15 protein-coding genes and 3 pseudogenes are annotated in these 24895 nt (G+C 72.2%); 14 read left to right on the top strand and 4 right to left on the bottom strand.

Features of this window, described 5'->3' with window-relative positions:
* Positions 1 to 37: 37 nt before the first annotated feature.
* The 9 genes and pseudogenes from OHA89_RS11310 (at position 38) to OHA89_RS11270 (ending at position 14367) form a co-directional block, all read left to right on the top strand.
* Positions 38 to 5562: pseudogene (locus OHA89_RS11310) on the top strand (HAMP domain-containing protein).
* 330 nt (positions 5563 to 5892) lie between these two features.
* On the top strand, positions 5893 to 6573 hold the full coding sequence (locus tag OHA89_RS11305; RefSeq protein ID WP_215142151.1) for a two-component system response regulator: 681 nt from the start codon (positions 5893 to 5895) through the stop codon (positions 6571 to 6573).
* 127 nt (positions 6574 to 6700) lie between these two features.
* Entirely contained in the window at positions 6701 to 9487 is a 2787-nt protein-coding gene (locus OHA89_RS11300; protein WP_406366063.1) for a DNA translocase FtsK, read from the top strand.
* Between the two features lie 239 nt (positions 9488 to 9726).
* Entirely contained in the window at positions 9727 to 10632 is a 906-nt protein-coding gene (locus OHA89_RS11295; RefSeq protein ID WP_215142155.1) for a RodZ domain-containing protein, read from the top strand.
* A gap of 137 nt (positions 10633 to 10769) precedes the next feature.
* Entirely contained in the window at positions 10770 to 12263 is a 1494-nt protein-coding gene (gene rimO / locus OHA89_RS11290; RefSeq protein WP_257553917.1) for a 30S ribosomal protein S12 methylthiotransferase RimO, read from the top strand.
* Positions 12260 to 12916, top strand: coding sequence for a CDP-diacylglycerol--glycerol-3-phosphate 3-phosphatidyltransferase (gene pgsA / locus OHA89_RS11285; protein ID WP_215142159.1), 657 nt, complete (start codon positions 12260 to 12262; stop codon positions 12914 to 12916). The genes rimO and pgsA overlap by 4 nt, the downstream gene beginning before the upstream one ends.
* Complete coding sequence (locus OHA89_RS11280) at positions 12913 to 13461, top strand: CinA family protein (protein ID WP_257553916.1); 549 nt, start codon at positions 12913 to 12915, stop codon at positions 13459 to 13461. The genes pgsA and OHA89_RS11280 overlap by 4 nt, the downstream gene beginning before the upstream one ends.
* Before the next feature lie 109 nt (positions 13462 to 13570).
* Positions 13571 to 13951, top strand: coding sequence for a helix-turn-helix domain-containing protein (locus OHA89_RS11275; protein WP_069922226.1), 381 nt, complete (start codon positions 13571 to 13573; stop codon positions 13949 to 13951).
* A gap of 170 nt (positions 13952 to 14121) precedes the next feature.
* Positions 14122 to 14367 carry a hypothetical protein gene (locus OHA89_RS11270; RefSeq protein ID WP_257553915.1) on the top strand — a complete coding sequence of 82 codons (246 nt, stop codon included), beginning with the start codon at positions 14122 to 14124 and terminating at the stop codon, positions 14365 to 14367.
* Here the strand turns inward: OHA89_RS11270 and OHA89_RS11265 are convergent.
* Both OHA89_RS11265 and OHA89_RS11260 read right to left on the bottom strand, forming a co-directional pair.
* Positions 14315 to 15085, bottom strand: coding sequence for an SDR family NAD(P)-dependent oxidoreductase (locus OHA89_RS11265; RefSeq protein ID WP_266614645.1), 771 nt, complete (start codon positions 15083 to 15085; stop codon positions 14315 to 14317). The two genes, OHA89_RS11270 and OHA89_RS11265, sit on opposite strands and share 53 nt — an antisense overlap.
* Before the next feature lie 32 nt (positions 15086 to 15117).
* Positions 15118 to 15939: an Fpg/Nei family DNA glycosylase gene (locus OHA89_RS11260; RefSeq protein WP_266614643.1), complete on the bottom strand. Its 822-nt coding sequence runs from the start codon at positions 15937 to 15939 to the stop codon at positions 15118 to 15120.
* A gap of 225 nt (positions 15940 to 16164) precedes the next feature.
* Between OHA89_RS11260 and OHA89_RS11255 the strand changes: the two genes are divergently transcribed.
* Positions 16165 to 16872: an NADPH-dependent F420 reductase gene (locus OHA89_RS11255; RefSeq protein WP_257553913.1), complete on the top strand. Its 708-nt coding sequence runs from the start codon at positions 16165 to 16167 to the stop codon at positions 16870 to 16872.
* Here the strand turns inward: OHA89_RS11255 and OHA89_RS11250 are convergent, their stop codons facing one another.
* On the bottom strand, positions 16873 to 21462 hold the full coding sequence (locus OHA89_RS11250) for an ATP-dependent helicase (RefSeq protein ID WP_266614641.1): 4590 nt from the start codon (positions 21460 to 21462) through the stop codon (positions 16873 to 16875).
* Between the two features lie 80 nt (positions 21463 to 21542).
* Here OHA89_RS11250 and OHA89_RS11245 point away from each other — a divergent pair, with 80 nt between their 5' ends.
* The 3 genes and pseudogenes from OHA89_RS11245 to OHA89_RS11235 all read left to right on the top strand — a co-directional run.
* A complete protein-coding gene (locus OHA89_RS11245) occupies positions 21543 to 22391 on the top strand; it encodes an AraC family transcriptional regulator (RefSeq protein WP_406366057.1) in 849 nt (282 codons plus the stop codon).
* A gap of 69 nt (positions 22392 to 22460) precedes the next feature.
* Positions 22461 to 23168, top strand: a complete 708-nt coding sequence (locus tag OHA89_RS11240) for an AzlC family ABC transporter permease (RefSeq protein WP_266614637.1) — start codon at positions 22461 to 22463, stop codon at positions 23166 to 23168.
* Positions 23165 to 23461: pseudogene (locus OHA89_RS11235) on the top strand (AzlD domain-containing protein); the annotation flags it as partial. The gene OHA89_RS11240 and the pseudogene OHA89_RS11235, both read left to right, overlap by 4 nt.
* A 24-nt stretch (positions 23462 to 23485) precedes the next feature.
* On the opposite strand, the pseudogene OHA89_RS11230 reads toward OHA89_RS11235, so the two are convergent.
* Positions 23486 to 24397, bottom strand: a pseudogene (locus OHA89_RS11230) (hypothetical protein); the annotation flags it as partial.
* An 81-nt stretch (positions 24398 to 24478) separates the two neighbouring features.
* On the opposite strand from OHA89_RS11230, the gene OHA89_RS11225 reads away from it, so the two are divergent.
* Positions 24479 to 24673: a DUF3046 domain-containing protein gene (locus OHA89_RS11225; RefSeq protein WP_257553905.1), complete on the top strand. Its 195-nt coding sequence runs from the start codon at positions 24479 to 24481 to the stop codon at positions 24671 to 24673.
* Positions 24674 to 24895: the final 222 nt, after the last annotated feature.

Genomic DNA, 24895 nt, shown 5'->3' with positions numbered 1-24895 from the left:
CGGTGGAACAGCGGTCGACCCTTTCGGGAGGGACACGGTGGAGTCTGGCGCAGCGGTGCGGCGTACGGGAACGCGGCCGAAAGGCGGGCGGTCCCGGCGCAGCGGCACGACTGAGGTCGATACCGCCGCTCTGAACCGGCTGCTCACGGCCCTGGTGTCGATGCGGGACGGGAACTTCCGCAAGCGGCTGACGGTCTCCGGCGAGGGCGTGATGGCGGAGATCGCCGCCGTCTACAACGAGGTCGCCGACCGCAATCTTCACCTGACCGGGGAGCTGTCCCGGGTCCGGAGGATGGTGGGCCGCGAGGGCAAGCTGAGCGAAAGGCTGGAAACAGGTGCCTGCGAGGGCTCCTGGGCGGCCGCGATCGATGCCTCGAACCAGCTGGTGGACGATCTGGCCCGGCCGGTGTCCGAGGTGGGCCGGGTGCTGTCGGCGGTCGCCGAGGGCGATCTGGACCAGCGGATGGATCTGCGGACCCAGGCCCCGGACGGGGTCGGGCATCCGCTGCGCGGGGAGTTCCTGAAGGTCGGGCGTACGGTCAACAACCTGGTCGACCAGCTGTCCGCGTTCACCGACGAGGTGACGCGCGTGGCGCTGGAGGTGGGTACCGAGGGCAAGCTCGGTGGCCAGGCCCAGGTGCGCGGAATGTCCGGTTCCTGGAAGGATCTGACCGACTCCGTCAACACGATGGCGTACCGGCTCACCGCTCAGGTGCGTGATATCGCTCTCGTCACGACGGCGGTGGCGAAGGGCGATCTGTCGCGCAAGGTCACGGTGCACGTGGCCGGCGAGATGCTCCAGCTGAAGAACACCGTGAACACCATGGTGGACCAGCTGTCCTCCTTCTCCTCCGAGGTGACCCGGGTCGCCCGCGAGGTGGGTACGGAGGGTGAGCTCGGCGGCCAGGCGAAGGTGCCCGGGGTCGCCGGTGTGTGGAAGGACCTGACCGACTCCGTCAACACCATGGCGGGCAACCTCACGGCTCAGGTGCGCGGGATCGCGCAGGTGACGACGGCGGTCGCGAACGGCGATCTGTCGCAGAAGGTCCGGGTGAGCGCGCGCGGCGAGGTCGCTCAGCTGGCCGAAACGATCAACCAGATGACCGAGACGCTGCGGACCTTCGCGGACGAGGTCACGCGTGTGGCCAGCGAGGTCGGGGCGAAGGGGCTGCTCGGCGGTCAGGCGCAGGTGCCGGGGGCCGCGGGTACGTGGAAGGACCTCACCGACTCGGTGAACACGGTCTTCCGCAACCTCACCACGCAGGTGCGCGACATCGCGCAGGTGACGACGGCGGTGGCCAACGGCGACCTGTCGCAGAAGGTCACCGTCAATGTGGCCGGCGAGATGCTGGAGTTGAAGAACACCGTCAACACGATGGTGGACCAGCTCCAGTCCTTCGGTGCGGAAGTGACGCGAGTGGCCCGTGAGGTCGGCGTCGAGGGTGAGCTGGGCGGCCAGGCGCAGGTGCCGGGAGCCGCGGGTACGTGGAAGGACCTCACCGACTCGGTGAACACCGCCTTCCTCAACCTCACCCTGCAGGTCCGCAACATCGCCCAGGTGACGACGGCGGTGGCCAACGGCGACCTGTCGCAGAAGGTCACCGTGGACGTCTCCGGCGAGATGCTCCAGCTGAAGAACACCGTGAACACGATGGTGGACCAGCTGTCCTCCTTCGCCGACCAGGTCACGCGGATGGCGCGGGACGTGGGCACGGAGGGCCGGCTCGGCGGCCAGGCCCGGGTCGAGGGGGTGTCCGGCACCTGGAAGGAGCTCACCGACTCCGTCAACTTCATGGCCGGCAACCTGACTTCCCAGGTGCGCCAGATCGCCCAGGTGACCACGGCGGTGGCGCGCGGTGACCTGTCGCAGAAGATCGACGTGGATGCCCGCGGCGAGATCCTGGAGCTGAAGAACACCATCAACACGATGGTCGACCAGCTCTCGGCCTTCGCGGAGCAGGTGACCCGGGTGGCCCGGGACGTGGGTACCGAGGGCCGCCTCGGCGGTCAGGCGCAGGTGCCCGGGGTGGCCGGCGTATGGCGTGACCTGACGGATTCCGTGAACGGCATGGCCGGGAACCTGACCTCGCAGGTGCGCAACATCGCGCAGGTCGCCACGGCGGTGGCGCGCGGTGACCTGTCGCAGAAGATCGACGTGGATGCCCGGGGCGAGATCCTGGAGCTGAAGAACACCCTCAACACGATGGTCGACCAGCTCTCGAACTTCGCGGAGCAGGTGACCCGGGTGGCCCGCGAGGTGGGTACCGAGGGCATCCTCGGCGGCCAGGCGGAGGTGAAGGGTGTCTCCGGCACCTGGAAGGACCTCACCCAGTCCGTCAACTTCATGGCCAACAACCTGACGTCGCAGGTGCGCAACATCGCCGAGGTGACCACGGCGGTGGCCATGGGCGACCTGTCGAAGAAGATCACGGTCGATGCGAAGGGCGAGATCCTCGAACTCGTCACCACCGTCAACACGATGGTGGACCAGCTGTCGTCGTTCGCGGAGCAGGTGACGCGGGTGGCGCGCGAGGTGGGCTCCGAGGGCATCCTGGGCGGTCAGGCCCGGGTGCGCGGGGTGACGGGCATCTGGAAGGACCTGACCGACAACGTCAACCTGATGGCCAACAACCTGACCTCGCAGGTGCGCAACATCTCCCAGGTCTCGGCGGCGGTGGCCAACGGCGACCTGACGAAGAAGGTCACCGTCGAGGCGCGCGGCGAGGTCGCGCAGCTCGCCGACACCGTGAACACGATGGTGAAGACCCTGTCGTCCTTCGCCGACGAGGTCACGCGCGTGGCCCGTGAGGTGGGCACGGAGGGCCGCCTCGGCGGCCAGGCGCACGTGCCGGGCGTCTCGGGGACGTGGAAGGACCTCACCGACTCGGTGAACTTCATGGCCTCCAACCTCACCGGTCAGGTGCGGCAGATCGCCATGGTCACGACCGCCATCGCCAAGGGCGACATGACCAAGAAGATCGACATCGACGCGCGCGGCGAGATCCTGGAGCTCAAGACCACCATCAACACGATGGTGGACCAGCTGTCTTCCTTCGCCGACCAGGTGACGCGGGTGGCCCGCGAGGTGGGCACCGAGGGCATCCTGGGCGGTCAGGCCCGGGTCCGGGACGTCGACGGCACCTGGCGGGACCTCACCGAGTCCGTGAACGAGATGGCCGGGAACCTCACCCGGCAGGTGCGCGCGATCGCGGCCGTCGCCACCGCGGTGACCCGCGGCGACCTCAGCCTGAAGGTCGACGTGGACGCGGCGGGCGAGATCCAGGTCCTCCAGGACAACATCAACACGATGATCGTCAACCTGCGCGACACCACCTTGGCCAACAAGGAGCAGGACTGGCTCAAGGGCAACCTGGCGCGGATCTCCGCGCTGATGCAGGGCCGCCGGGAACTCGACGACGTTGCCTCGCTGATCATGAGCGAGCTGACCCCGGTGGTCTCGGCGCAGCACGGGGCCTTCTTCCTGGCCCTGCCGGCCGGCGGCACCAACGAGATCGGGACCGAGGGCGGCGCGGACGGCTCGTACGAGCTGCGGATGCGCGGGAGTTACGCGTACGCCGGAGGCCAGATGCCCACCTCCTTCCGGCCGGGGGAGGGGCTGATCGGGACGGTCGCCGAGGAGAAGCGGACGATCCTGGTCGAGAACACCCCGCCCGGCTACCTGAAGATCTCCTCGGGGCTCGGCGAGGCGCCGCCGGCGCACGTGATCGTGCTGCCGGTGCTCTTCGAGGGGAAGGTGCTCGGCGTCATCGAGCTGGCCTCCTTCACGCCCTTCACGCAGATCCAGAAGGACTTCCTCAGCCAGATCGCCGAGATGATCGGTACGAGCGTCAACACCATCAGCGTCAACTCCAAGACGGAGATGCTGCTGAAGCAGTCGCAGGAGATGACCGAGCAGCTGCGCGAGCGCTCCGACGAGCTGGAGAACCGGCAGAAGGCCCTCCAGGCCGCCAACGCGGAGCTGGAGGAGAAGGCCGAGCTGCTGGCCCAGCAGAACCGCGACATCGAGGTGAAGAACACCGAGATCGAGGAGGCCCGGCAGGTTCTGGAGGAGCGCGCCGAGCAGCTCGCGGTCTCGATGCGCTACAAGTCCGAGTTCCTCGCGAACATGTCGCACGAGCTGCGGACCCCGCTCAACTCGCTGCTGATCCTGGCCAAGCTGCTCGCCGACAACGCGGACGAGAACCTCTCGGGGAAGCAGGTGGAGTTCGCCGAGACCATCCACGGCGCCGGCTCGGACCTGCTCCAGCTGATCAACGACATCCTCGACCTGTCGAAGGTCGAGGCCGGGAAGATGGACGTCTCCCCGACGCGGATCGCGCTGGTGCAGCTCGTGGACTACGTGGAGGCGACCTTCCGGCCGCTGACCGCGGAGAAGGGGCTCGACTTCTCGGTACGGGTCTCCCCGGAGCTGCCGGCCACGCTGCACACCGACGAGCAGCGGCTGCTCCAGGTGCTGCGCAACCTGCTGTCCAACGCGGTGAAGTTCACCGACACCGGGGCGGTGGAGCTGGTGATCCGGCCGGCCGGGGCCGATGTGCCGATGGCGATCCGGGAGCAGCTGCTGGAGGCCGGGTCGCTGCGGGAGGCCGATGCGGATCTGATCGCCTTCTCGGTGACCGACACCGGGATCGGGATCGCGGCGAGCAAGATGCTGGTGATCTTCGAGGCGTTCAAGCAGGCCGACGGGACGACCAGCCGCAAGTACGGGGGCACGGGTCTGGGCCTGTCCATCAGCCGGGAGATCGCCCGGCTGCTGGGCGGGGAGATCCATGCGGCAAGCGAGCCCGGCCGCGGCTCCACCTTCACGCTGTACTTGCCGCTGCACCCGAGCGAGCTGCCCCCGCAGGGGTACGCGCCGCCCACGCCGGGCGGTGGCCGCGCCGAGCTGTACCGCAGGCCCGCGGAGGACGCGCGGCCCGCGCTGCCGGCGGCCCCGTGGCGCCCGCGGCTTCGGCACAGGCCTCGCCGGCCCGTGCGGAGCGGTCGGGGCTGCCGGGCTCCGAGCCCGGTCAGGGCGGGGCCGCGCTGTTCCGGCGCCGGCGCAAGGCGCTGAGCGACCTCGAGCCGCGTACGGCCGTGCCGGGGCAGCCGGGCGCGGTGGGGGCCGAGGACGGCTGGGGCAGCGCGGAGGAGGAACTTCCGGTGGTGCCCCGGACGTACGACTTCCACGGCGAGAAGGTGCTCATCGTGGACGACGACGTACGCAACGTCTTCGCGCTGACCAGCGTGCTGGAGCAGCACGGGCTGGCGGTGCTGTACGCGGAGAACGGGCGGGAGGGCATCGAGGTGCTGGAGCAGCACGACGACGTGACGGTCGTGCTGATGGACATCATGATGCCGGAGATGGACGGGTATGCCACGACCTCGGCGATCCGGCGGATGCCGCAGTTCGCGGGGCTGCCGATCATCGCGCTGACGGCGAAGGCGATGAAGGGGGACCGGGAGAAGGCGATCGACTCCGGTGCTTCCGACTACGTCACCAAGCCGGTCGACCCCGACTATCTGCTGTCGGTGATGGAGCAGTGGATGCGCGGGAAGTGATCACCGGGCGAGCGGGTCGGCAACAATTGCCGACGGACTGTGCCCGAGGCGGTGTGGGAGGGTGGCAAACGGGGAACCTTCTGCTCTCCCACCACGTTTCTGCTAGGCCCTGTCCGGTCGATCCGGCCGGCGAGCTCGGCCGGATCGACCGGACAGGACTACGTGCACAGTGACATCTTGGTGACAGGGTGTGGCGATCTCGGGACTGGGGCTACGATGACCGGCACAAGGACGGACGGCGCAAGGATGCCGTCCTCTGGGGCGGGGCCCGGCGCACAGGCCGGAGCCTGGAGCCGGGGAGGCCCCATGCCGGGGCGAGGAGGACAGGGCATGGTGCAGAAGGCCAAGATCCTCCTGGTCGACGACCGGCCGGAGAATCTGCTGGCGCTGGAGGCCATCCTCTCCGCGCTCGATCAGACACTGGTCCGGGCGTCGTCGGGAGAGGAAGCGCTCAAGGCGCTGCTGACGGACGATTTCGCGGTCATCCTGCTGGATGTGCAGATGCCGGGAATGGACGGATTCGAAACGGCCGCGCACATCAAGCGGCGGGAGCGGACCCGGGACATCCCGATCATCTTCCTCACCGCGATCAACCACGGTCCGCACCACACCTTCCGCGGCTATGCGGCGGGCGCGGTGGACTACATCTCCAAGCCCTTCGACCCGTGGGTGCTGCGCGCCAAGGTCTCGGTCTTCGTGGAGCTGTATACGAAGAACTGCCAACTGCGCGAGCAGGCGGCGCTGCTGCGGCTCCAGCTGGAGGGCGGCGGTTCGAACGGCGTGGACGCCAGCAAGGAGACGGCCGGCCTGCTGGCCGAGCTCTCCGCGCGGCTCGCGGCGGTCGAGGAGCAGGCCGAGGCGCTGACCAAGCAGCTCGGCGAGGATTCGGCCGAGGCGGCGGTGGTGGCGACCGCGGCTCATCTGGAGCGCAAGCTGACGGGGCTGCGGCGGGCGCTGGACGCGCTGGAGCCGGGGGCCGGCGGGGGAGCCGTACTGCCGTTGCAGGGCTGAGGGGCACCCCGCCTGGCGGTGCGTCAGGGCTGGCGGCGCGTCAAAGCGCCTACGGAACGGGCGACACGAACGGGTGAAGGGGTGGGCACGCGTGTCCACCGGCGTGGACACCGGTAATCTCGGGCCCATGGCCTCACGTACGTCCGGCAAGGGTTCCCAGAGCACCGCGGGCACCGCGAAGGGCCGCACCGGCCGTACCTCGGCGCCGGCGAAGAAGGCGGCTCCCGCGCGCAAGCCTCCCGCGAAGAAGGCCGCTGCCGCCCGGCGCGCCCCGGTCAAGAAGGTCGCGCCCAAGCCCGCGCCGTCTCCGACCGGGGGCGTGGTGCGGCTGGTGCGCGCTCTGTGGCTCGGCTGCGCGCACGCGGTCGGCGCCGTCTTCCGCGGGATCGGCCAGGGTGCCAGGAACCTCGACCCCGCCCACCGCAAGGACGGCGTCGCGCTGCTGCTGCTCGCCCTCGCACTGATCGTCGCCGCCGGAACCTGGTCGAACCTGAGCGGTCCCGTCGGGGATCTGGTCACGATGCTGGTCACGGGTGCCTTCGGGCGACTGGATCTGCTCGTGCCGATCCTGCTCGGTGTCATGGCGGTACGTTTCATCCGCCATCCCGAGCAGACCGACGCCAACGGCCGCATCGGCATCGGACTCTCCGCCCTGGTCATCGGGGTGCTGGGCCTGGTCCACATCGCCTGCGGGGCGCCCGGCCGCGACGAGGGCACCACCGCCATGCAGAACGCGGGCGGGCTCATCGGCTGGGGCGCCTCCAAGCCGCTGATCTTCACCATGGGCGCGCCGCTGGCCGTACCGCTGCTGGTGCTCCTCACGGTCTTCGGGCTGCTCGTGGTCACCGCGACCCCGGTCAACGCGATCCCGGAGCGGCTGCGGCGGCTCGGGATCAGGCTCGGGATCATCGCGCCGAACGAATACGACGAGGGCTACGGGGAGCACGAGGGCGCGGCGGGCGCTGCCGACCGGCACGATCCGGAGCGGTGGCGGGCCCGTACCGGAGCCGGGGAGGACCCCGCCGATCCGGTGGACGCCGCCGAGGAGGAGGCACTCGCCCGGCGGCGCCGGCCGCGGCGGGCCGCGTCCCGGCCGGCCATGGACCGGGAGATGGACGCCGTCGACGTGGCCGCGGCGGCTGCCGCCGCACTGGACGGGGTGGTCTACGGCGGACTGCCGCCGTCTCCGCTGGTCGCCGACCTCACCCAGGGGATCTCCGTCGAGCGGGAGGGCGTGGAGATCACCGCTCCGGTGCCGCCCGCCCGCGAGGAGCGTCCCGTACCGCGCTCGGCCGCGGCGGCCGAGGAAGCCGAGGGAGCCGGCCCGCGCGACACCACCGCCGCGGCCTCCGGGACGCTGGCGGTACCGGATCTGACCAAGGCCCCGCCGCAGACCCAGGCCCTGCCGCCGCGCGCCGAGCAGCTCCAGCTGCGCGGGGACATCACGTACGCGCTGCCCTCGCTGGACCTGCTGGAGCGCGGCGGGCCGGGCAAGACCCGCAGCGCCGCCAACGACGCGGTGGTCGCCTCGCTGACGAACGTGTTCACCGAGTTCAAGGTCGACGCGCAGGTCACCGGTTTCACCCGGGGGCCGACGGTCACCCGCTACGAGGTGACCCTCGGCGCGGCGGTGAAGGTCGAGCGGATCACGGCGCTGGCGAAGAACATCGCCTACGCCGTGGCCTCGCCGGACGTGCGGATCATCAGCCCGATCCCGGGCAAGTCCGCGGTCGGCATCGAGATCCCGAACACCGACCGCGAGATGGTCAACCTGGGCGACGTACTGCGGCTGGCGGACGCGGCCGAGGACGACCACCCGATGCTGGTCGCGCTGGGCAAGGACGTAGAGGGCGGCTACGTCATGGCCAACCTCGCGAAGATGCCGCACGTGCTGGTCGCCGGTGCCACCGGTTCCGGAAAGTCCTCCTGCATCAACTGCCTGATCACCTCGGTCATGGTCCGGGCGACCCCGGAGGACGTCCGGATGGTGCTGGTGGACCCCAAGCGGGTGGAGCTGACGGCGTACGAGGGCATCCCGCACCTGATCACGCCGATCATCACCAACCCCAAGCGGGCCGCCGAGGCGCTGCAGTGGGTCGTGCGCGAGATGGACCTGCGCTACGACGACCTGGCCGCCTTCGGCTACCGGCACATCGACGACTTCAACCAGGCCATCCGGGACGGCAAGATCAAACTGCCGCCGGGCAGCGAGCGCGAGCTCAGCCCGTACCCGTACCTGCTGGTGATCGTCGACGAGCTGGCCGACCTGATGATGGTGGCCCCGCGCGACGTGGAGGACTCGATCGTCCGCATCACGCAGCTGGCCCGTGCGGCCGGCATCCACCTGGTGCTGGCGACCCAGCGGCCCTCGGTGGACGTGGTCACCGGCCTGATCAAGGCGAACGTGCCCTCGCGGCTCGCCTTCGCCACCTCCTCGCTCGCCGACAGCCGGGTCATCCTGGACCAGCCGGGCGCCGAGAAGCTGATCGGAAAGGGTGACGGACTGTTCCTGCCGATGGGCGCGAACAAGCCGGTCCGGCTCCAGGGCGCCTTCGTGACCGAGGACGAGATCGCCGGGATCGTCCAGCACTGCAAGGACCAGATGGCCCCCGTCTTCCGGGAAGACGTCACCGTCGGTCAGAAGCAGAAGAAGGAGATCGACGAGGACATCGGCGACGACCTGGACCTGTTGTGCCAGGCTGCCGAGCTGGTCGTCTCCACGCAGTTCGGCTCCACCTCGATGCTCCAGCGCAAGCTGCGGGTGGGCTTCGCCAAGGCCGGGCGGCTCATGGACCTCATGGAATCGCGCGGAATCGTCGGCCCGAGCGAGGGTTCGAAGGCGCGCGACGTGCTGCTGAAGGCCGATGAGCTGGACGGAGTGCTCGCCGTCATCCGCGGTGAGACCCATCCGTAATGAGCTGAGGCCCATCCGTAATGAAACGGGGGGCAACCGTTTCCCTTGGGCTCGCGTCCAGTTGAAGGAAGGTGGCGGCACCGCGCACGGCACGCGCACGGCGCAGCGCCGCCGCACCGGGCGGAACCTTCCGCGCCATTCGGATGGCGTATGAAGTGCACCCTCCGGTTGCTCCACCCTTTCGTCACCCCCCTAGACTGGACATCCAGCAGGTGGCTACACGCTCGAAAGGCGCCCTCGTGTCCATCGGCAACGCCAACTCCCCCGAAGAAGAGCGTCCTTCGACCGACGACCGGTCCGAGGACCGCATCGTCGAACGTTCCGTCGAAGGACCGTCCATCGGGACGGCCCTCAAGAAGGCCCGGATCGCCGCCGGGCTCACCGTCGACGAGGTCAGCTCCACCACCCGCGTGCGCATCCCGATCGTGCACGCGATCGAAGAGGACGACTTCACGCGCTGCGGCGGCGACGTCTACGCCCGCGGCCACATCCGTACGCTCGCCCGCGCCGTCCACCTCGATCCGGCACCCCTGATCGAGAGCTACGACGCGGCTCACGGCGGTCGGCCGGCACCCACCCCCGCCGCGCCGATGTTCGAGGCAGAGCGCCTCCGCCCCGAGAGGCAGCGGCCCAACTGGACCGCCGCCATGGTCGCCGCCATCGTCGCCGTGATCGGCTTCGTGGGCTTCACCGCCTTCAGCGGCGGCGACGAGAAGGCCAAGAAGCCGGTGGCGGAAGGTTCCGCCGCCCCGAAGCCCGCTCCCAAGCAGAGCGGCGGGAAGCCGGCCGCGCAGCCCCAGCAGACGCCCCAGGCCCCGCTGGCGCCCAAGCCGGAGCCTTCCGACAGCGCGATCGCCGCCGCGCCCAAGGACCTCGTCACGGTCGTCCTGACGGCCGACACCGGCGAGAGCTGGATCTCGGCCAAGGACCACAACGGCCGGCTGCTCTTCGACGGCACCCTGACCCAGGGCCAGTCCAAGACGTTCACGGACAAGGAGTCCGTCGACCTCGTGCTCGGCGACGCCGGGGCCGTGAAGCTCTTCGTTAACGGCAAGGAGATCAAGGACGACTTCCAGCCGGGCCAGGTGGAACGTCTCACATACACCAAGGAAGACCCCCTCCAGGAACAGCCCCAGGCGGGCTGACCCGAGGCCGCCCTAGGGCGGAACGCTTTGATCCGGATCCCCGGGGCGCTGTGCGGTACCTGCCGCAGGCCCCGGGGATCTTGTTGTGAGGGGACTTGAGGCGGGGGCCGCCGCCGGGACGAAGTAGTCTTGAGTCCATGCCCGAACGCCGTACCGTCGCCCTTGTCACTCTTGGCTGCGCCCGTAACGAGGTGGACTCGGAGGAGCTCGCAGGCCGCTTGGCGGCGGATGGCTGGGAGCTCGTCGAGGACGCCGCCGACGCGGACGTTGCCGTCGTCAACACCTGTGGCTTCGTCGAAGCCGCCAAAAAGGACTCCGTAGACGCCCTGCTCGAAGCCAATGATCTGAAGGATCACGGCAAGACGCAGGCCGTCGTCGCCGTCGGCTGTATGGCCGAGCGCTACGGCAAGGAACTCGCCGAAGCGCTCCCCGAGGCGGACGGCGTGCTCGGTTTCGACGACTACGCCGACATCTCCGACCGCCTGCAGACCATCCTCAACGGCGGCATCCACGCCTCCCACACCCCGCGCGACCGGCGCAAGCTGCTGCCGATCAGCCCGGCGGACCGCCAGGAGGCCGAGGTCGCACTGCCCGGCCACGCGCAGGAGCCCGAGGCCGCCCCCGCGGACCTCCCCGAGGGCGTCGCGCCCGCCTCCGGGCCGCGCGCGCCGCTGCGCCGCCGCCTGGACAAGAGCCCCGTCGCCTCGGTCAAGCTGGCCTCCGGCTGCGACCGGCGCTGCTCCTTCTGCGCCATCCCGTCCTTCCGCGGCTCCTTCATCTCCCGCCGGCCGAGCGACGTACTGGGCGAGACCCGCTGGCTCGCGGAGCAGGGCGTCAAGGAGATCATGCTGGTCTCCGAGAACAACACCTCGTACGGCAAGGACCTCGGCGACATCCGGCTGCTGGAGACCCTGCTGCCGGAGCTGGCCGAGGTCGACGGCATCGAGCGCGTCCGCGTCAGCTACCTCCAGCCGGCCGAGATGCGGCCCGGTCTGATCGACGTACTGACCTCGACCCCCAAGGTCGTCCCGTACTTCGACCTGTCCTTCCAGCACTCGGCCCCCGACGTGCTGCGCGCCATGCGCCGCTTCGGTGACACCGACCGGTTCCTGGAGCTGCTGGACACCATCCGCACCAAGGCCCCGCAGGCCGGCGTCCGGTCCAACTTCATCGTCGGCTTCCCCGGCGAGAAGGAGTCGGACTTCGCCGAGCTGGAGCGTTTCCTCACCCACGCGCGCCTCGACGCCATCGGCGTGTTCGGCTACTCCGACGAGGACGGCACCGAGGCGGTGACCTACGACCACAAGCTGGACGAGGACACCATCGCCGAGCGGCTCGCCCACATGCAGCGCCTCGCCGAGGAGCTCACCTCGCAGCGCGCGGAGGAGCGGATCGGAGAGACGCTGGAGGTACTCGTCGAGACGGTGGTTCCGCTCGACGAGGCGGAGGACGGCGAGGGTGCCTACGGGCGCGCCGCCCACCAGGCCCCCGAGACCGACGGCCAGGTCGTCTTCACGGACGGCACGGGCCTGGTCCCCGGGCGTATCGTCACGGCGAAGGTGGTCGGCACCCTGGGTGTGGACCTGGTGGCCGAGCCCCTTGGCATGGATCTTGAGGAGGCGGCCGGATGACCGGAGCCCCGGCATCTGCGGCGGGCGGGACCGGCCGCCGGCCCGCGCCCGGCGCGAAGCTGGGAGCCGCGGCGGTCAATCAGGCCAGCCTGTGGAACATCGCCAACATCCTGACGATGATCCGGCTCGTGCTGGTGCCGGGCTTCGTCTTCCTGCTGCTCGCCGAGGGCGGCTACGACCCGGCCTGGCGGGCCTGGGCCTGGGCGGCGTTCGCCGTCGCCATGATCACGGACATCTTCGACGGGCACCTGGCCCGGACGTACAACCTGGTCACGGACTTCGGCAAGATCGCCGACCCCATCGCCGACAAGGCGATCATGGGGTCGGCGCTGATCTGCCTCTCCTGGCTCGGAGACCTGCCGTGGTGGGTCACCGGGCTGATCCTCGGACGGGAGCTCGGGATCACGCTCCTGCGTTTCTGGGTGATCCGCTACGGAGTGATTCCGGCCAGCCGGGGCGGCAAGCTGAAGACCCTGGCGCAGGGCACGGCCGTGGGCATGTACGTGCTCGCACTGACCGGTCCGCTGGCGACCTTGCGCTTCTGGGTGATGGCGGTCGCCGTCGTGCTGACTCTGGTCACCGGTTTGGACTACATCCGGCAGGCGGTCGTCCTGCGCCGCCAGGGTCTCGCCGCGGAGCGGGCTGCCAGGTGACGGACGCGGCGGGGGATTCCCCGGAGGCGCTGGACGCGTCCGGGGTGGCGGCGGAGGTGTTGCGGCTGCTCGCGGAGCGTGACCAGACCCTCGCCGTCGCCGAATCCCTGACCGGCGGCATGGTGGCCGCCGAGCTGACCGCCGTCCCCGGAGCCTCGCGCTCCTTCCGCGGCTCGGTCACGGCGTACGCGACGGAGCTCAAGCACCGGGTCCTGGGGGTGGACGCCGGGCTGCTGGCGGCCGAAGGTGCGGTGAACGCGCAGGTCGCGGAGGAGATGGCGGCCGGGGTGCGGCGCGTGATGGGCGCTTCGTGGGGAATCGCGACCACGGGAGTGGCCGGTCCCGACCCGCAGGACGGGCAGCCGGTGGGCACCGTTTTCGTCGCCGTGGAGGGTCCGGCAGGCAGGAAAACGGCCCGGCTGAGGTTGAACGGCTCCCGTGCGGAAATTCGTAGGGAGAGCGCACGGACAGTGCTCGAACTTCTCTCGAGCCAACTCCGTGAGAATGCGCGGGGGCAGGATACGGAACAGAACGGGGGGATTTGATGTTTGCAGCCCTGAGTGAACACGACATCGCTCCCCGCACGGCCGCGGCGCGAGGCGGTACGGTGGGGCGTGAAGGATGCGGCTACACGGTCAGAGGAGGGAGCCACCGATGATTCTGCTCCGTCGCCTGCTGGGTGACGTGCTGCGTCGGCAGCGCCAGCGCCAGGGCCGTACTCTGCGCGAAGTCTCCTCGTCGGCCCGAGTTTCGCTCGGCTATCTCTCCGAGGTGGAGCGGGGGCAGAAGGAGGCATCCTCCGAGCTGCTCTCCGCGATCTGCGACGCGTTGGACGTACGGATGTCCGAGCTGATGCGCGAAGTCAGCGATGAACTGTCGCTGGCCGAGCTGGCACAGTCGGCCGCGGCAAGCGAACCGGTGAGTGTGCCGGTCCGCCCGATGCTCAATTCGGTCTCCATGGCTTCGGTCACGGCCGGGCCGGAGCGGGTGACCATCAAGGCGCCTGCGGAAGCGGTGAATGTCGTAGCCGCGTGAGCGAGTACGTGAGCGTATGAGTGTGGCCGGAGCCCCGGCCGGTGCGTAATGCACCGGCCGGGGCTCCCGGCTGTTCTGGGTGCGGGGCCAAGGCGGGTGCGGGAGGATGGTGCGGTCCGGGCTCCGGCCCTCCCCCAAACTCCGTCCGGGGGGACCCCCAGGGAGGTACCGTGCGGCCGTTCCTGACAGCCCTCGCGTTGGCGGTGGGGGTGCTGTGGTGGTGGGCCGTGCTGCGGCTGGCCCTGGCGCCCGCGGAGTCCGGGCCCGTGGAGGGTGCGGTGGCCGTGGGGGGCTGGGGGCTGGGGCTGCTGCCGGTGCACTGTGTTCCGGGCCCGGTGCGCAAGGCCGCCGGGGCGGCGGGGGCTACCAGGGCATCGACACTCCGCCGTTCGGGCGCAGAATCTGGCCCGTCATGAAGGACGAGGCGTCCGAGGCCAGGTAGAGCACGGCCTGGGCGATGTCCTCGGGCTCGCCGACCCGGCGCAGCGGGGACATGCGGACCATCACGGCCTCGGTCTGGTCCTGGACCTCGGCGCCGTGCCGGCCGGTCATCGGAGTGCGGATCCAGCCGGGGGCGACCGCGTTGACCCGGATGCCGTGCGGGCCGGCCTCGGTGGCGAGCGTCTTGGTCAGCTGGACGACGGCGGCTTTGGCCGCGCTGTAGCAGAGCAGACCGGGCTGGGCGGCGTCCACGGCGCCGGAGGCCATCGTGACGACCGAGCCGGGGCGGCCCGCGGCGATCATGGAACGGGCGGCTTCCTGGCAGGTGCGCAGGACGCCCTTGAAGTTGATGTCCAGGACCCGGTCGAGGTCCTCGTCGGTGGTCTCCAGGACGCTGCTGGTGTGCATGACCCCGGCGATGGCCGCGGCGATGTCGAGCGGGCCCGCGGCGGTGACGGCGGCCCGCAGGGCGGTTCGGTCGGTCACGTCGAGGGCGTGGACGGTGGCGGCGCCGCCTGCCTTGGCGACGAGGGCGGCCGTCTCGGCGAGCCCCTGTTCGTCGCGGTCCGCGCAGTGCACGTGCGCACCCGCCTCGGCGAGGAGGACGGCGGTGGCACGGCCGATGCCGCTCGCCGCGCCGGTTATCAGGGCGGTGCGGCCGGTGAGGTCGTACGAGGCTGTGGGTGTGGGCATGCCGGGACCGTACGACCGGATCTGACGGAGCGTCAACCAGTGGGCCGGGGTCGGTCCGGGGCCGTGGCCGGGCCGGTCTGGCAGCGGGGGCACCAGTAGGTGGGGCGGCCGTCCTGGGGGGCCTCGCGGACGGGGGTGCCGCAGCGCAGGCAGGGCCGGTGGCTGCGGCCGTACACGAAGAGGTCCTGGCCGGGGCGGCGGCTGCCGGTGGTGTTGCGGGGGCCCGGCCGGTCGCCGGTGTTCGCGGACAGGAGGCGGTGGGCCGCGGCGGCCAGGCGGGGGAGGGTGGCCTCGGGGAGCGCGCCGACCGGGGTCCAGGGCGTGACCCCGGCCAGGAAGCAGAGCTCGCACTTGTAGATGTTGCCGATCCCGGCGAGGTTGCGCTGGTCGAGCAGGGCCTCGCCGAGGGGGCGCTCGGGGGCGGCGAGCAGGTTGGCGGCGGCCCGGTCCGCGTCCCAGTCGGGGCCGAGGAGGTCGGGGCCGAGGTGGCCCACGGCCCGGTCCTCGTCGGCGGTGCGGATCAGTTCCAGGACGGGCAGGCGGTAGCCGACGGCGGTGTCCTCGGCGGTGCCGAGGACCGCCCGGATCTCGTGGGCGGGACCGCCGTGCCACTTGGCACCCGCGGGGAAGACGTGCCAGGCGCCGTCCATGCGGAGGTGGCTGTGCAGGGTGAGGCCGCCCTCGAAGCGGGCGAGGAGGTGCTTGCCGCGCGGGGTGACGTCGAGGGTGGTGCGGCCGGTGAGGTCGGCTGTGGCGAAGCGGGGGACGCGGAGGTCGCTGCGGGTGAGGGGCTTGCCGGCGAGGGCGGTGTGGAGGCGGGTCGCCGCGCGCCGGACGCTGTCTCCTTCGGGCATGACGCCATTGTCGCGCCGGGGGTGGGGCGGGCGGCCCGAGGAGGGGGGCGCGGCTCAGGCCCGGCGATCGGTTCCTCGGCCAGTCCGGCGATCCGCTCGCGGCGGTTCGGGCCGTGTCGCCGGGTGCGGCGCGGTTTCTCGGTCACTGTGGTCAGGCTCCGGGGGGAACGGACAGGCCCCCCGGGACGACGAGAACGGCCGGAACGGCCAGAACGGAGCGTCGCAATGAAGGTCGCAGTCCTCGGAACGGGTGCGGGCGGACGCGCGCACGCGGCCAGGCTGGTGGAGCTCGGGCACGAGGTGATCTTGGGGACCCGGGACTCGCAGGACACGCTCAGCCGTACCGAACCGGACTTCATGGGCATCGAGCCGTACGAACAGTGGCTCGCCGACTACCCGGGCATCCAGCTCATGCACTTCGGTGAGGCCGCGGCCGCGGCCGACTTCGTCATCAACGGGATCGACGGCGCCGGCGCGGTGGGTGTGCTCGGCGGCATCGGCAGACAGCTGGCCGGCAAGACTCTGATGGACTACGCCGTTCCGTTCATCTACAACCCGGAACAGGCCCACCCCTGGCCCACTCCGTGGGGGGTGATGCCGGCTCTGGACCCGGTGGACCACGACAGCCTGGGGGAGCGGATCCAGCGGGCCCTGCCCGCGGTCAAGGTCGTCAAGGCGTGCGTCACCCAGGAGCAGGAGACCGTCGTCGACCCGCAGAGCGTCGGCGGCGGCGACCACACGATCTTCATCGCGGGAGACCACGACGATGCCAAGGCGGAGGTGACCGGCCTGCTGCGGTCCTACGGCTGGCAGGACATCCTCGACCTCGGTCCGCTCGTCTCCTCGCGGGGCATGGAGATGTACTCCCACATGCACAGCGCGATCCAGTTCGCGCTCGGCGGTGCCCGCTTCGGCATCAAGGTGGTCCGGTGATCACTGGCGCAGGCGCAGGCCGCGGGGCGTCGCGTGGAAGCCCGCCGCCTCCAGGGCCGGGCCCAGCGGGGAGGTCAGGGAGGCCGCGGCGTTGATGCGTTCCACCGTGAGGGCGGGGAGCGTGCCCGTACGGGAGGCGGCGGCGAGGGCCTCGGCGGCCGCCGTCAGGCGGGGGTCGCCGGAGTCCGGCCAGGCGAGGAGGGTCTTGCCGCCGCGCTCCAGATACAGGGTGAGCTCGCCGTCGACCAGGACCACCAGGGAGCCCGCCTTGCGGCCGGGCTTGTGCGTGGCCCCGGCCGGGGGCTCCGGCCAGGGCAGGGCCGCCCCGTACGCGTTCGCCGGATCGGCGGCGGCCAGTACCACCGCCGCCAGCGGGGGCGGGGTCCGCTCGGCGGCCCGGAGGCGGTCCACCGCGCCGTCCATCGCGAACTGGGCCGCGCCGAGCCCCTCGACCACGTAGCCCCGGCGGGCCTGGCCGCTGTCCTCGAAGGCCGACAGGACGCGGTAGACCGCGCTGAAGCCGCCCTCCACCCCTTCGGCGGCGACCGCGCCCCGGGTCACCACCCCGTGCCGGTCCAGCAGGGTCCTGGCCAGGGCGTGGGCCCGGTGGGTCGGGTCGGGGGCCTGGGAGGGGAGGAGGGACCAGCGGCCCGAGACCGTGGGCGGGCCCGTACGGGACACGGTCGCGCTGAGCGTGCCGTACCGCCCGCGCGGCACCGTTCGCCGGGCCCGGTGGGCCGTCGAGCCGGCCGTGCGGCCCGAGCCGAGCAGCGCCCGCAGCGGGCCCAGGGTGTCGTTGGTGAGCCGGCCCGACCAGGCCAGGTCCCACACCGCCTCCGAGAGCGCGATGTCGGAGGTCTCGGGAAGCGCGCCCCGGACCGACTCGGCGATCTGGCGGAAGAACAGCCCGTATCCGCCCGAGAGGCACTCCAGGACCGCCTGGTGGAGAGGGCTGAGCTCCAGGGGGTGCGGCGGGGGCAGCAGCAGCGGAGCGGCGTCCGCCAGGTACAGGGAGATCCAGCCGTCCTTGCCCGGGAGGGCTCCGGCGCCCGCCCAGACCACCTCGCCCGCCGTGGTCAGCTCGTCCAGCAGGCCGGGGGAATAGCCGCTCACCCGGGACGGGAGGATCAGGCGCTCCAGCGCCGAGGCCGGGACCGGGGCGCCCTGGAGCTGCTCGACCGCCCGGGCCAGGCCGTCGATGCCGCGCAGGGCGCCGCCCAGGTGCTGCCACTGCGGGAGGAAGGTGGCCAGCGAGGTCGGCGGGACCGGCTCCAGCTCCTGGCGCAGCGCGGCCAGCGAGCGGCGGCGGAGCCTGCGCAGCACCGTCGCGTCGCACCACTCCTGGCCGATGCCCGCCGGATGGAACTCGCCCTCGACCACCCTCCCGGCCGCCGCCAGCCGGTGCAGGGCACCCTCGGTGACCGCCGGGCCCAGACCGAAGCGGGCGGCGACGGCGACCGTGGTGAACGGCCCGTGGGTACGGGCGTACCGGGCCAGGAGATCGCCCAGCGGGTCCTTGACCGGCTCGGTGAACGCCTCCGGGACACCGACCGGGAGCGCCGTGCCCAGGGCGTCGCGCAGCCGGCCCGCGTCCTCGATCGCCGCCCAGTGGTCCGCGCCGCCGATCCGGACCCGGATGGCCCGGCGGGCCGAGGAGAGCGCGGGTGCCCAGGCGGGCTCCGCCCCGCGCTCGGCCAGCTCGGCATCGGTCAGCGGCCCCAGCATGCGCAGCAGGTCGGCCACCGACTCGGCGTCCTTGGCCCGCCGGTCCTCGGTGAGCCACTGGAGCTCCCGCTCCAGCTCCCCCAGGACCTCCGCGTCGAGCAGTTCGCGCAGCTCCGCCTGGCCCAGCAGTTCGGCCAGCAGACGCGAGTCCAGCGACAGCGCGGCCGCCCTGCGCTCGGCGAGGGGCGAGTCGCCCTCGTAGAGGAACTGGGCGACGTAACCGAACAGGAGGGAGCGGGCGAAGGGCGAGGGCTCGGGGGTGGTGACCTCGACCAGGCGGACCCGGCGGGCCTCGATGTCCGCCATCAGCTCGGTCAGGCCGGGCACGTCGAAGACGTCCTGGAGGCATTCGCGTACGGCTTCCAGCACGATCGGGAACGAACCGAACTCCGAGGCCACCTGAAGCAGTTGGGAAGCGCGCTGGCGCTGCTGCCACAGCGGGGTGCGCTTGCCCGGACTGCGCCGCGGCAGCAGCAGGGCGCGGGCCGCGCACTCGCGGAATCGGGACGCGAAGAGCGCCGAACCGCCGACCTGGTCGGTCACGAGCTGGTTGACGTCACCGTGGTCGAAGGCGACGTCGGCCGCGCCGAGCGGGGCCTGTTCGTCGTCGAACTCGAACGGCGCGGGCGCGGTGGGGTCGTGGTCCAGCAGGTCCATGGAGAGCAGATCGGCGTCCGGGAGGCGCAGCACGATCCCGTCGTCGGCGTGCATGACCTGCGCGTCCATGCCGTACTTCTCGGCGAGGCGGGCGCCCAGCGCCAGCGCCCACGGGGCGTGCACCTGGGCACCGAAGGGGGAGTGGACGACGACCCGCCAGTCGCCGAGCTCGTCGCGGAACCGCTCGACCACGATGGTCCGGTCGTCCGGCACGTGACCGCAGGCCTCGCGCTGTTCGGCGAGGTACGCCAGGACGTTTTCCGCGGCCCACGCGTCCAGGCCGGCCGCCAGCAGCCGCAGCCGGGCGTCCTCGTCGGTGAGGCCGCCCAGTTCGCGGAGGAACGCGCCGACCGCGCGGCCCAGTTCGAGCGGGCGGCCCAGCTGGTCGCCCTTCCAGAACGGCAGCCGGCCCGGCACCCCGGGTGCCGGTGTCACCAGGACGCGGTCGCGGGTGATGTCCTCGATCCGCCAGGAGGTGGTGCCGAGGGTGAACACGTCCCCGACGCGGGACTCGTAGACCATCTCCTCGTCGAGCTCGCCGACCCGGCCGCCGCCCTTCTTCGGGTCGGATCCGGCGAGGAAGACGCCGAAGAGACCGCGGTCCGGGATGGTGCCGCCGGAGGTGACCGCGAGGCGCTGGGCGCCGGGCCGGCCGGTGATCGTCCCGGCGACGCGGTCCCACACCACCCGGGGCCTGAGCTCGGCGAACGCGTCCGAGGGATAGCGGCCCGCCAGCATGTCCAGCACCGCGGTGAACGCCGACTCCGGCAGCGCGGCGAAGGGCGCCGCCCGGCGGACCAGCGCGAGGAGGTCGTCCAGCTGCCAGGTGTCCATCGCGACCATCGCGACCAGCTGCTGCGCCAGGACGTCCAGGGGGTTCGACGGGATGCGCAGAGACTCGATGGAGCCGGTGCGCATCCGCTCGGTCACCACGGCCGCCTGCACCAGGTCGCCCCGGTACTTGGGGAAGACCACACCGGTGGAGACCGCGCCCACCTGGTGCCCGGCACGCCCCACCCGCTGGAGGCCGGAGGCCACCGACGGCGGGGACTCCACCTGCACCACCAGGTCCACGGCGCCCATGTCGATGCCCAGCTCCAGGCTGGAGGTGGCGACCACGGCGGGCAGCCGGCCCGCCTTCAGATCCTCCTCCACCAGGGCCCGCTGCTCCTTGGAGACGGACCCGTGGTGGGCCCGGGCCAGCAGCGGCGGGGCGCCCTGGGCGGCGCCCGACTGGGCCATGATCTCCGCAGGGGGAGAGCCCTCGGGGAGCTTCTCGCCCATGGCGCGCTCGTACGCGATCTCGTTGAGCCGGTTGCACAGCCGCTCGGCGAGGCGGCGGGAGTTGGCGAACACGATCGTGGAGCGGTGCGCCTGCACCAGGTCCGCGATCCGCTCCTCCACATGCGGCCAGATGGAGGGCTTGTCCCCGCCCTCCCGGCCCTCGGTGGCGGGAGAGCCTCCCAACTCGCCCATGTCCTGCACCGGGACGACCACCGACAGGTCGAACTCCTTGTCCGACGGCGGCTGCACGATCTCCACCCGGCCGCGCGGCGCGAGGTACCGGGCCACCTCGTCCACCGGCCGGACCGTCGCCGACAGCCCGATCCGGCGCGCCGGGCGCGGCAGCAGCTCGTCCAGCCGCTCCAGGGACAGGGCGAGGTGGGCGCCGCGCTTGGTCCCGGCCACGGCGTGCACCTCGTCCAGGATCACGGTCTCGATCCCGGCCAGCGCGTCCCGGGCGGCCGAGGTCAGCATCAGGAACAGCGACTCGGGCGTGGTGATGAGGATGTCCGGCGGGCGGGTGGCCAGAGCCCGGCGCTCGGCGGGCGGGGTGTCGCCCGAGCGGATCCCGACCCGGATGTCCGGCTCGGGCAGGCCGAGGCGCACGGACTCCTGGCGGATCCCCGTCAGGGGGCTGCGCAGGTTGCGCTCCACGTCCACGGCCAGGGCCTTCAGCGGCGACACGTACAGCACGCGGCAGCGCTTCCTCGCCTCGGCCGGGGGCGGTGCCGAGGCCAGCCGGTCCAGGGCGGCCAGGAAGGCGGCCAGCGTCTTGCCCGAGCCGGTGGGCGCCACGACCAGCACGTCGGAGCCCTGCCCGATCGCCCGCCAGGCACCCTCCTGCGCGGCGGTGGGCGTACGGAAGGCCCCCGTGAACCAGGAGCGGGTCGCGGGGGAGAACGAGGCGAGCGCGGAGCCGGACATGCCCCCATCGTGCACCCCGGCACTGACAACGGGCCGGACCTGCGGGAACACCCCTGACCGGCTGGGCGCAGAATGGGGAGATGGGGACGGACGAGGGGCGCCGGGAATGGGCCCGGCACTGGCAGTACCCGGAACTGCCCGGACTGGATCTGCTGCGCGCCCACTACGTACGCCACACCTTCCCGCGCCACGCCCACGACGGGTACGTCATCGCGGCCGTCACCGGCGGCGTCGAGGAGATCGGACTCCCCGGCGGCACCGTGCGCGCCGGGCCCGGCAGCGTGGTCCTGATCAACCCCGAGGTGGCGCACACCGCGCGGGCCGGGGCGCCCGAGGGCTGGGCCTACGCCACCCTCTACCCCTCCCGCGACCTGATCACCGAGGTCGCCGCCGACATCGGCACGCTGCGCGGTACCCCCGGATTCACCGCCGACATGGTCGCCGACGCGCAGGGCTCCCGGGTGATCACCGAGGTCCACCGGGCCGCCGAGGCCGGAAACGCGCTGGCCGCCGACACACTGCTGCGGGGTGTGGTGGCGCGGATGCTCAGCCGCCACGCGGGCCCGCTGCCCGCCCGTACGGTCCGCCGCGCCGGCGCCGCCGACGCCGAACGGGCCCGGGCGGTCCTGGAGGACCGGATGGCCGATCCGCCGTCGCTGGAACAGCTCGCGGCGGAGCTGGGGACCAGCCCGTTCGCCCTGCTGCGGGCCTTCCGGGAGCGGTACGGCATGCCGCCGCACACCTGGCTGACCGACGCCCGGGTCCGGCGGGCGCGCAGGCTGCTCGGCGCGGGCACCCCGCCGGCGGAGGCGGCCGTCGCGGTCGGCTTCACCGACCAGCCGCACCTGAACCGGCACTTCACCCGCATCGTGGGGGTCCCGCCGGGCGCGTACCGGCGGGAACGGGCTGCCGGCCCGGACAGGGCCTAGGCGCGCGCAAGAACGTACAAGACGGCTCGGCCGGGCCCCGCATAGTTTCGGGGCGTGGGAGAGCAGCGGATGGTCACAGAGCCAGAAACACGGGAGACCCCGGCGACGCCGGGGCGGCCGCGCGCCGTCGTCGTGCGCGACGCACTCGGGGTGGGGGTGGCCGTCGGGCTGTCCGGGTTCGCGTTCGGGGTGACCGCCGCGGGGGCCGGCATCAGCGTGCTGCAGGCCTGCGTGCTGAGCCTGCTCGTCTTCACCGGCGCCTCCCAGTTCGCCCTGGTCGGGGCGCTGGCGGCCGGTGGCAACCCCTTCACCGCCGCCGCCGGGGCCTTCTTCCTCGGGACGCGGAACGCCTTCTACGGGCTGCGGCTGTCGCAGCTGCTCGCGCTGCCGCGCGCCGTACGGCCCTTCGCCGCGCACTGGGTCATCGACGAGACCACTGCCGTCGCGCTGGCCCAGCCGGACCGCAAGTCCGCCCGGCTCGGCTTCACCGTCACCGGGCTCAGCCTCTACGTCCTGTGGAACCTCACCACCCTGCTCGGGGCGCTCGGCGCCGAGGCCATCGGCGACACCGCCGCCTGGGGGCTGGACGCCGCCGGGCCCGCCGTGTTCCTCGCCCTCCTCGCGCCGATGCTCAAGACCGCCACCGAGCGGGCCGTCGCCGCCCTCGCGCTCGTCCTCGGGCTGGGATTCCTGCCCGTACTGCCCGCCGGGGTGCCCGTGCTGATCGCCGCGCTGGCCGCGCCCGCCGTGCTGTGGATGAAGGGACGCCGCTCGTGAACGTCTGGATCGCCATCGGACTGACCGTCCTCGGCTGCTACGCCGTCAAGCTCGCCGGGCTGCTCGTCCCCGCAGGGGCCCTGGAACGGCCGCTCGTGCGCCGGCTCGCCGCCCTGCTGCCCGTCGCCCTGCTCGCGGCCCTCACCGCCCAGCAGACCTTCAGCACCGGCAGCGCACTCGTGCTCGATGCCCGCGCCGCCGGGCTCGCGGCCGCCGCGCTCGCCCTGCTGCTGCGCGCGCCGTTCCTGCTCGTGGTCGCCGCCGCCGTCGTCGTCACCGCGGGGGTACGGGCCTGGGCGGCTGACCCCGGCCGGCAGGCGCCCGTACGCGCGCAGCGTCAGCAGCGCCTCCAGTGTGGCGATCGGCCGCCGCTCCAGCGAGCTGCCCGGCGCCCAGGCCCGCCGGCGCACCGGCCAGCCGCCGTCCGGCTGCTGCTCGGCGGCCAGGAAATCCAGCGCCCGGGCCATCTCCCTGTCGGTGAACCAGCTCCGGGCCAGCGACTCCGGGCGGCGCGCGAAGTCGTACGCGAACAGGTGCTCGCCCGGCGCGTAGCCGGGGAACAACGGGTACTGCGAGCGTCGCCACGGGTCCAGCACCGCGAGGTTCCGCTCGCGCACCAACCGCCCCAGCCGGTCCGCGGCCGCCACGGCACGGGCCCGGTCGGGGGCGCCGTCGAGGAAGGCCACCGCGCTCTGGACCTCGTACGGATGCGACTGGCGCAGGCTCTCGATCCGGTCCCAGCAGAAGTCCGTGGCCCGGAAGAGCCAGGCGTGCCAGACCCGGTTGCGGTGCAGCAGGCCGACGACCGGGCCCGTGGTCAGCAGTTCGCCCGGCGGGTCGTCGTACATCGGGTGGTACGGGGCGACGGGATAGCCGCCCGGGGCCGGCGAGATCACCGGAAGGGCGCCCTCCGGGGTGGAGACCACGGTCAGGTGGCGGCACAGCCTCTCGATGCGCTGCCCGGCGCAGCGGCCCAGGCCGTCCAGGACGCGCAGCGCGTGCGCGGTGTGCAGGGGCTGGCTGAGCGGGCCGCGCAGATCCGGATCGAGGGCGTGCCCGTAGCCGCCGTCGCCGTTGAGGTAGGAGCCGAGGGCGGTGTCCACCGGGTCGGCGTCCCCTCCGAGGAAGTGGAATGCGAACCGCCGCTGCTCCAGCACCCGCGCCGTGAGCCAGACGAACCGCTCGGCGCGGGCCAACGGGGTCAGCGGGGAAGCTTCGTCTCCAGGCATGCGTGCAACGTAGGACGAGGCGGAGCGGCGGGGAGGGACGAACGCGGCCGGTGCACTCTCCCGGGGCGGGATACTGGAGGCATGCGGTTGACGATTTTCTGGGAGCGGATGGCCGAACACTTCGGTGCGGGCTACGCCGAGTCCTTCGCGCGGGACCACGTCATGACCGAGCTGGGCGGGCGGACCGTCCACCAGGCGCTGGACGCCGGCTGGGAAGCCAAGGACGTGTGGCGCGCGGTGTGTTCGGCGATGGACGTGCCGGCCTCGCTGCGGTAGCAAGCCGCCGGCGAGGGGCGGGTACGGGGCACCGCTTCGCGGTCCGGGCCGCCGGTGGGACAGACTTGGCGGCGTGGCAGCCAGTGATGAGACGACGACCGATCAGCCCGCAGATGCCCACGGGGTGACGCAGCCGCAGCCTGCTGACCCCGCCGCGCAGGCCGCACCCGCCGGGCCCGGGATGCCGCCCGCAGGCAGCGCCCCGGCCGGGGCGGACGCTCG

The sequence above is a fragment of the Streptomyces sp. NBC_01546 genome (assembly GCF_045208355.1).
Lineage (GTDB): Bacteria > Actinomycetota > Actinomycetes > Streptomycetales > Streptomycetaceae > Streptomyces.
This window is presented reverse-complemented; position numbering and strand designations above follow the sequence as displayed.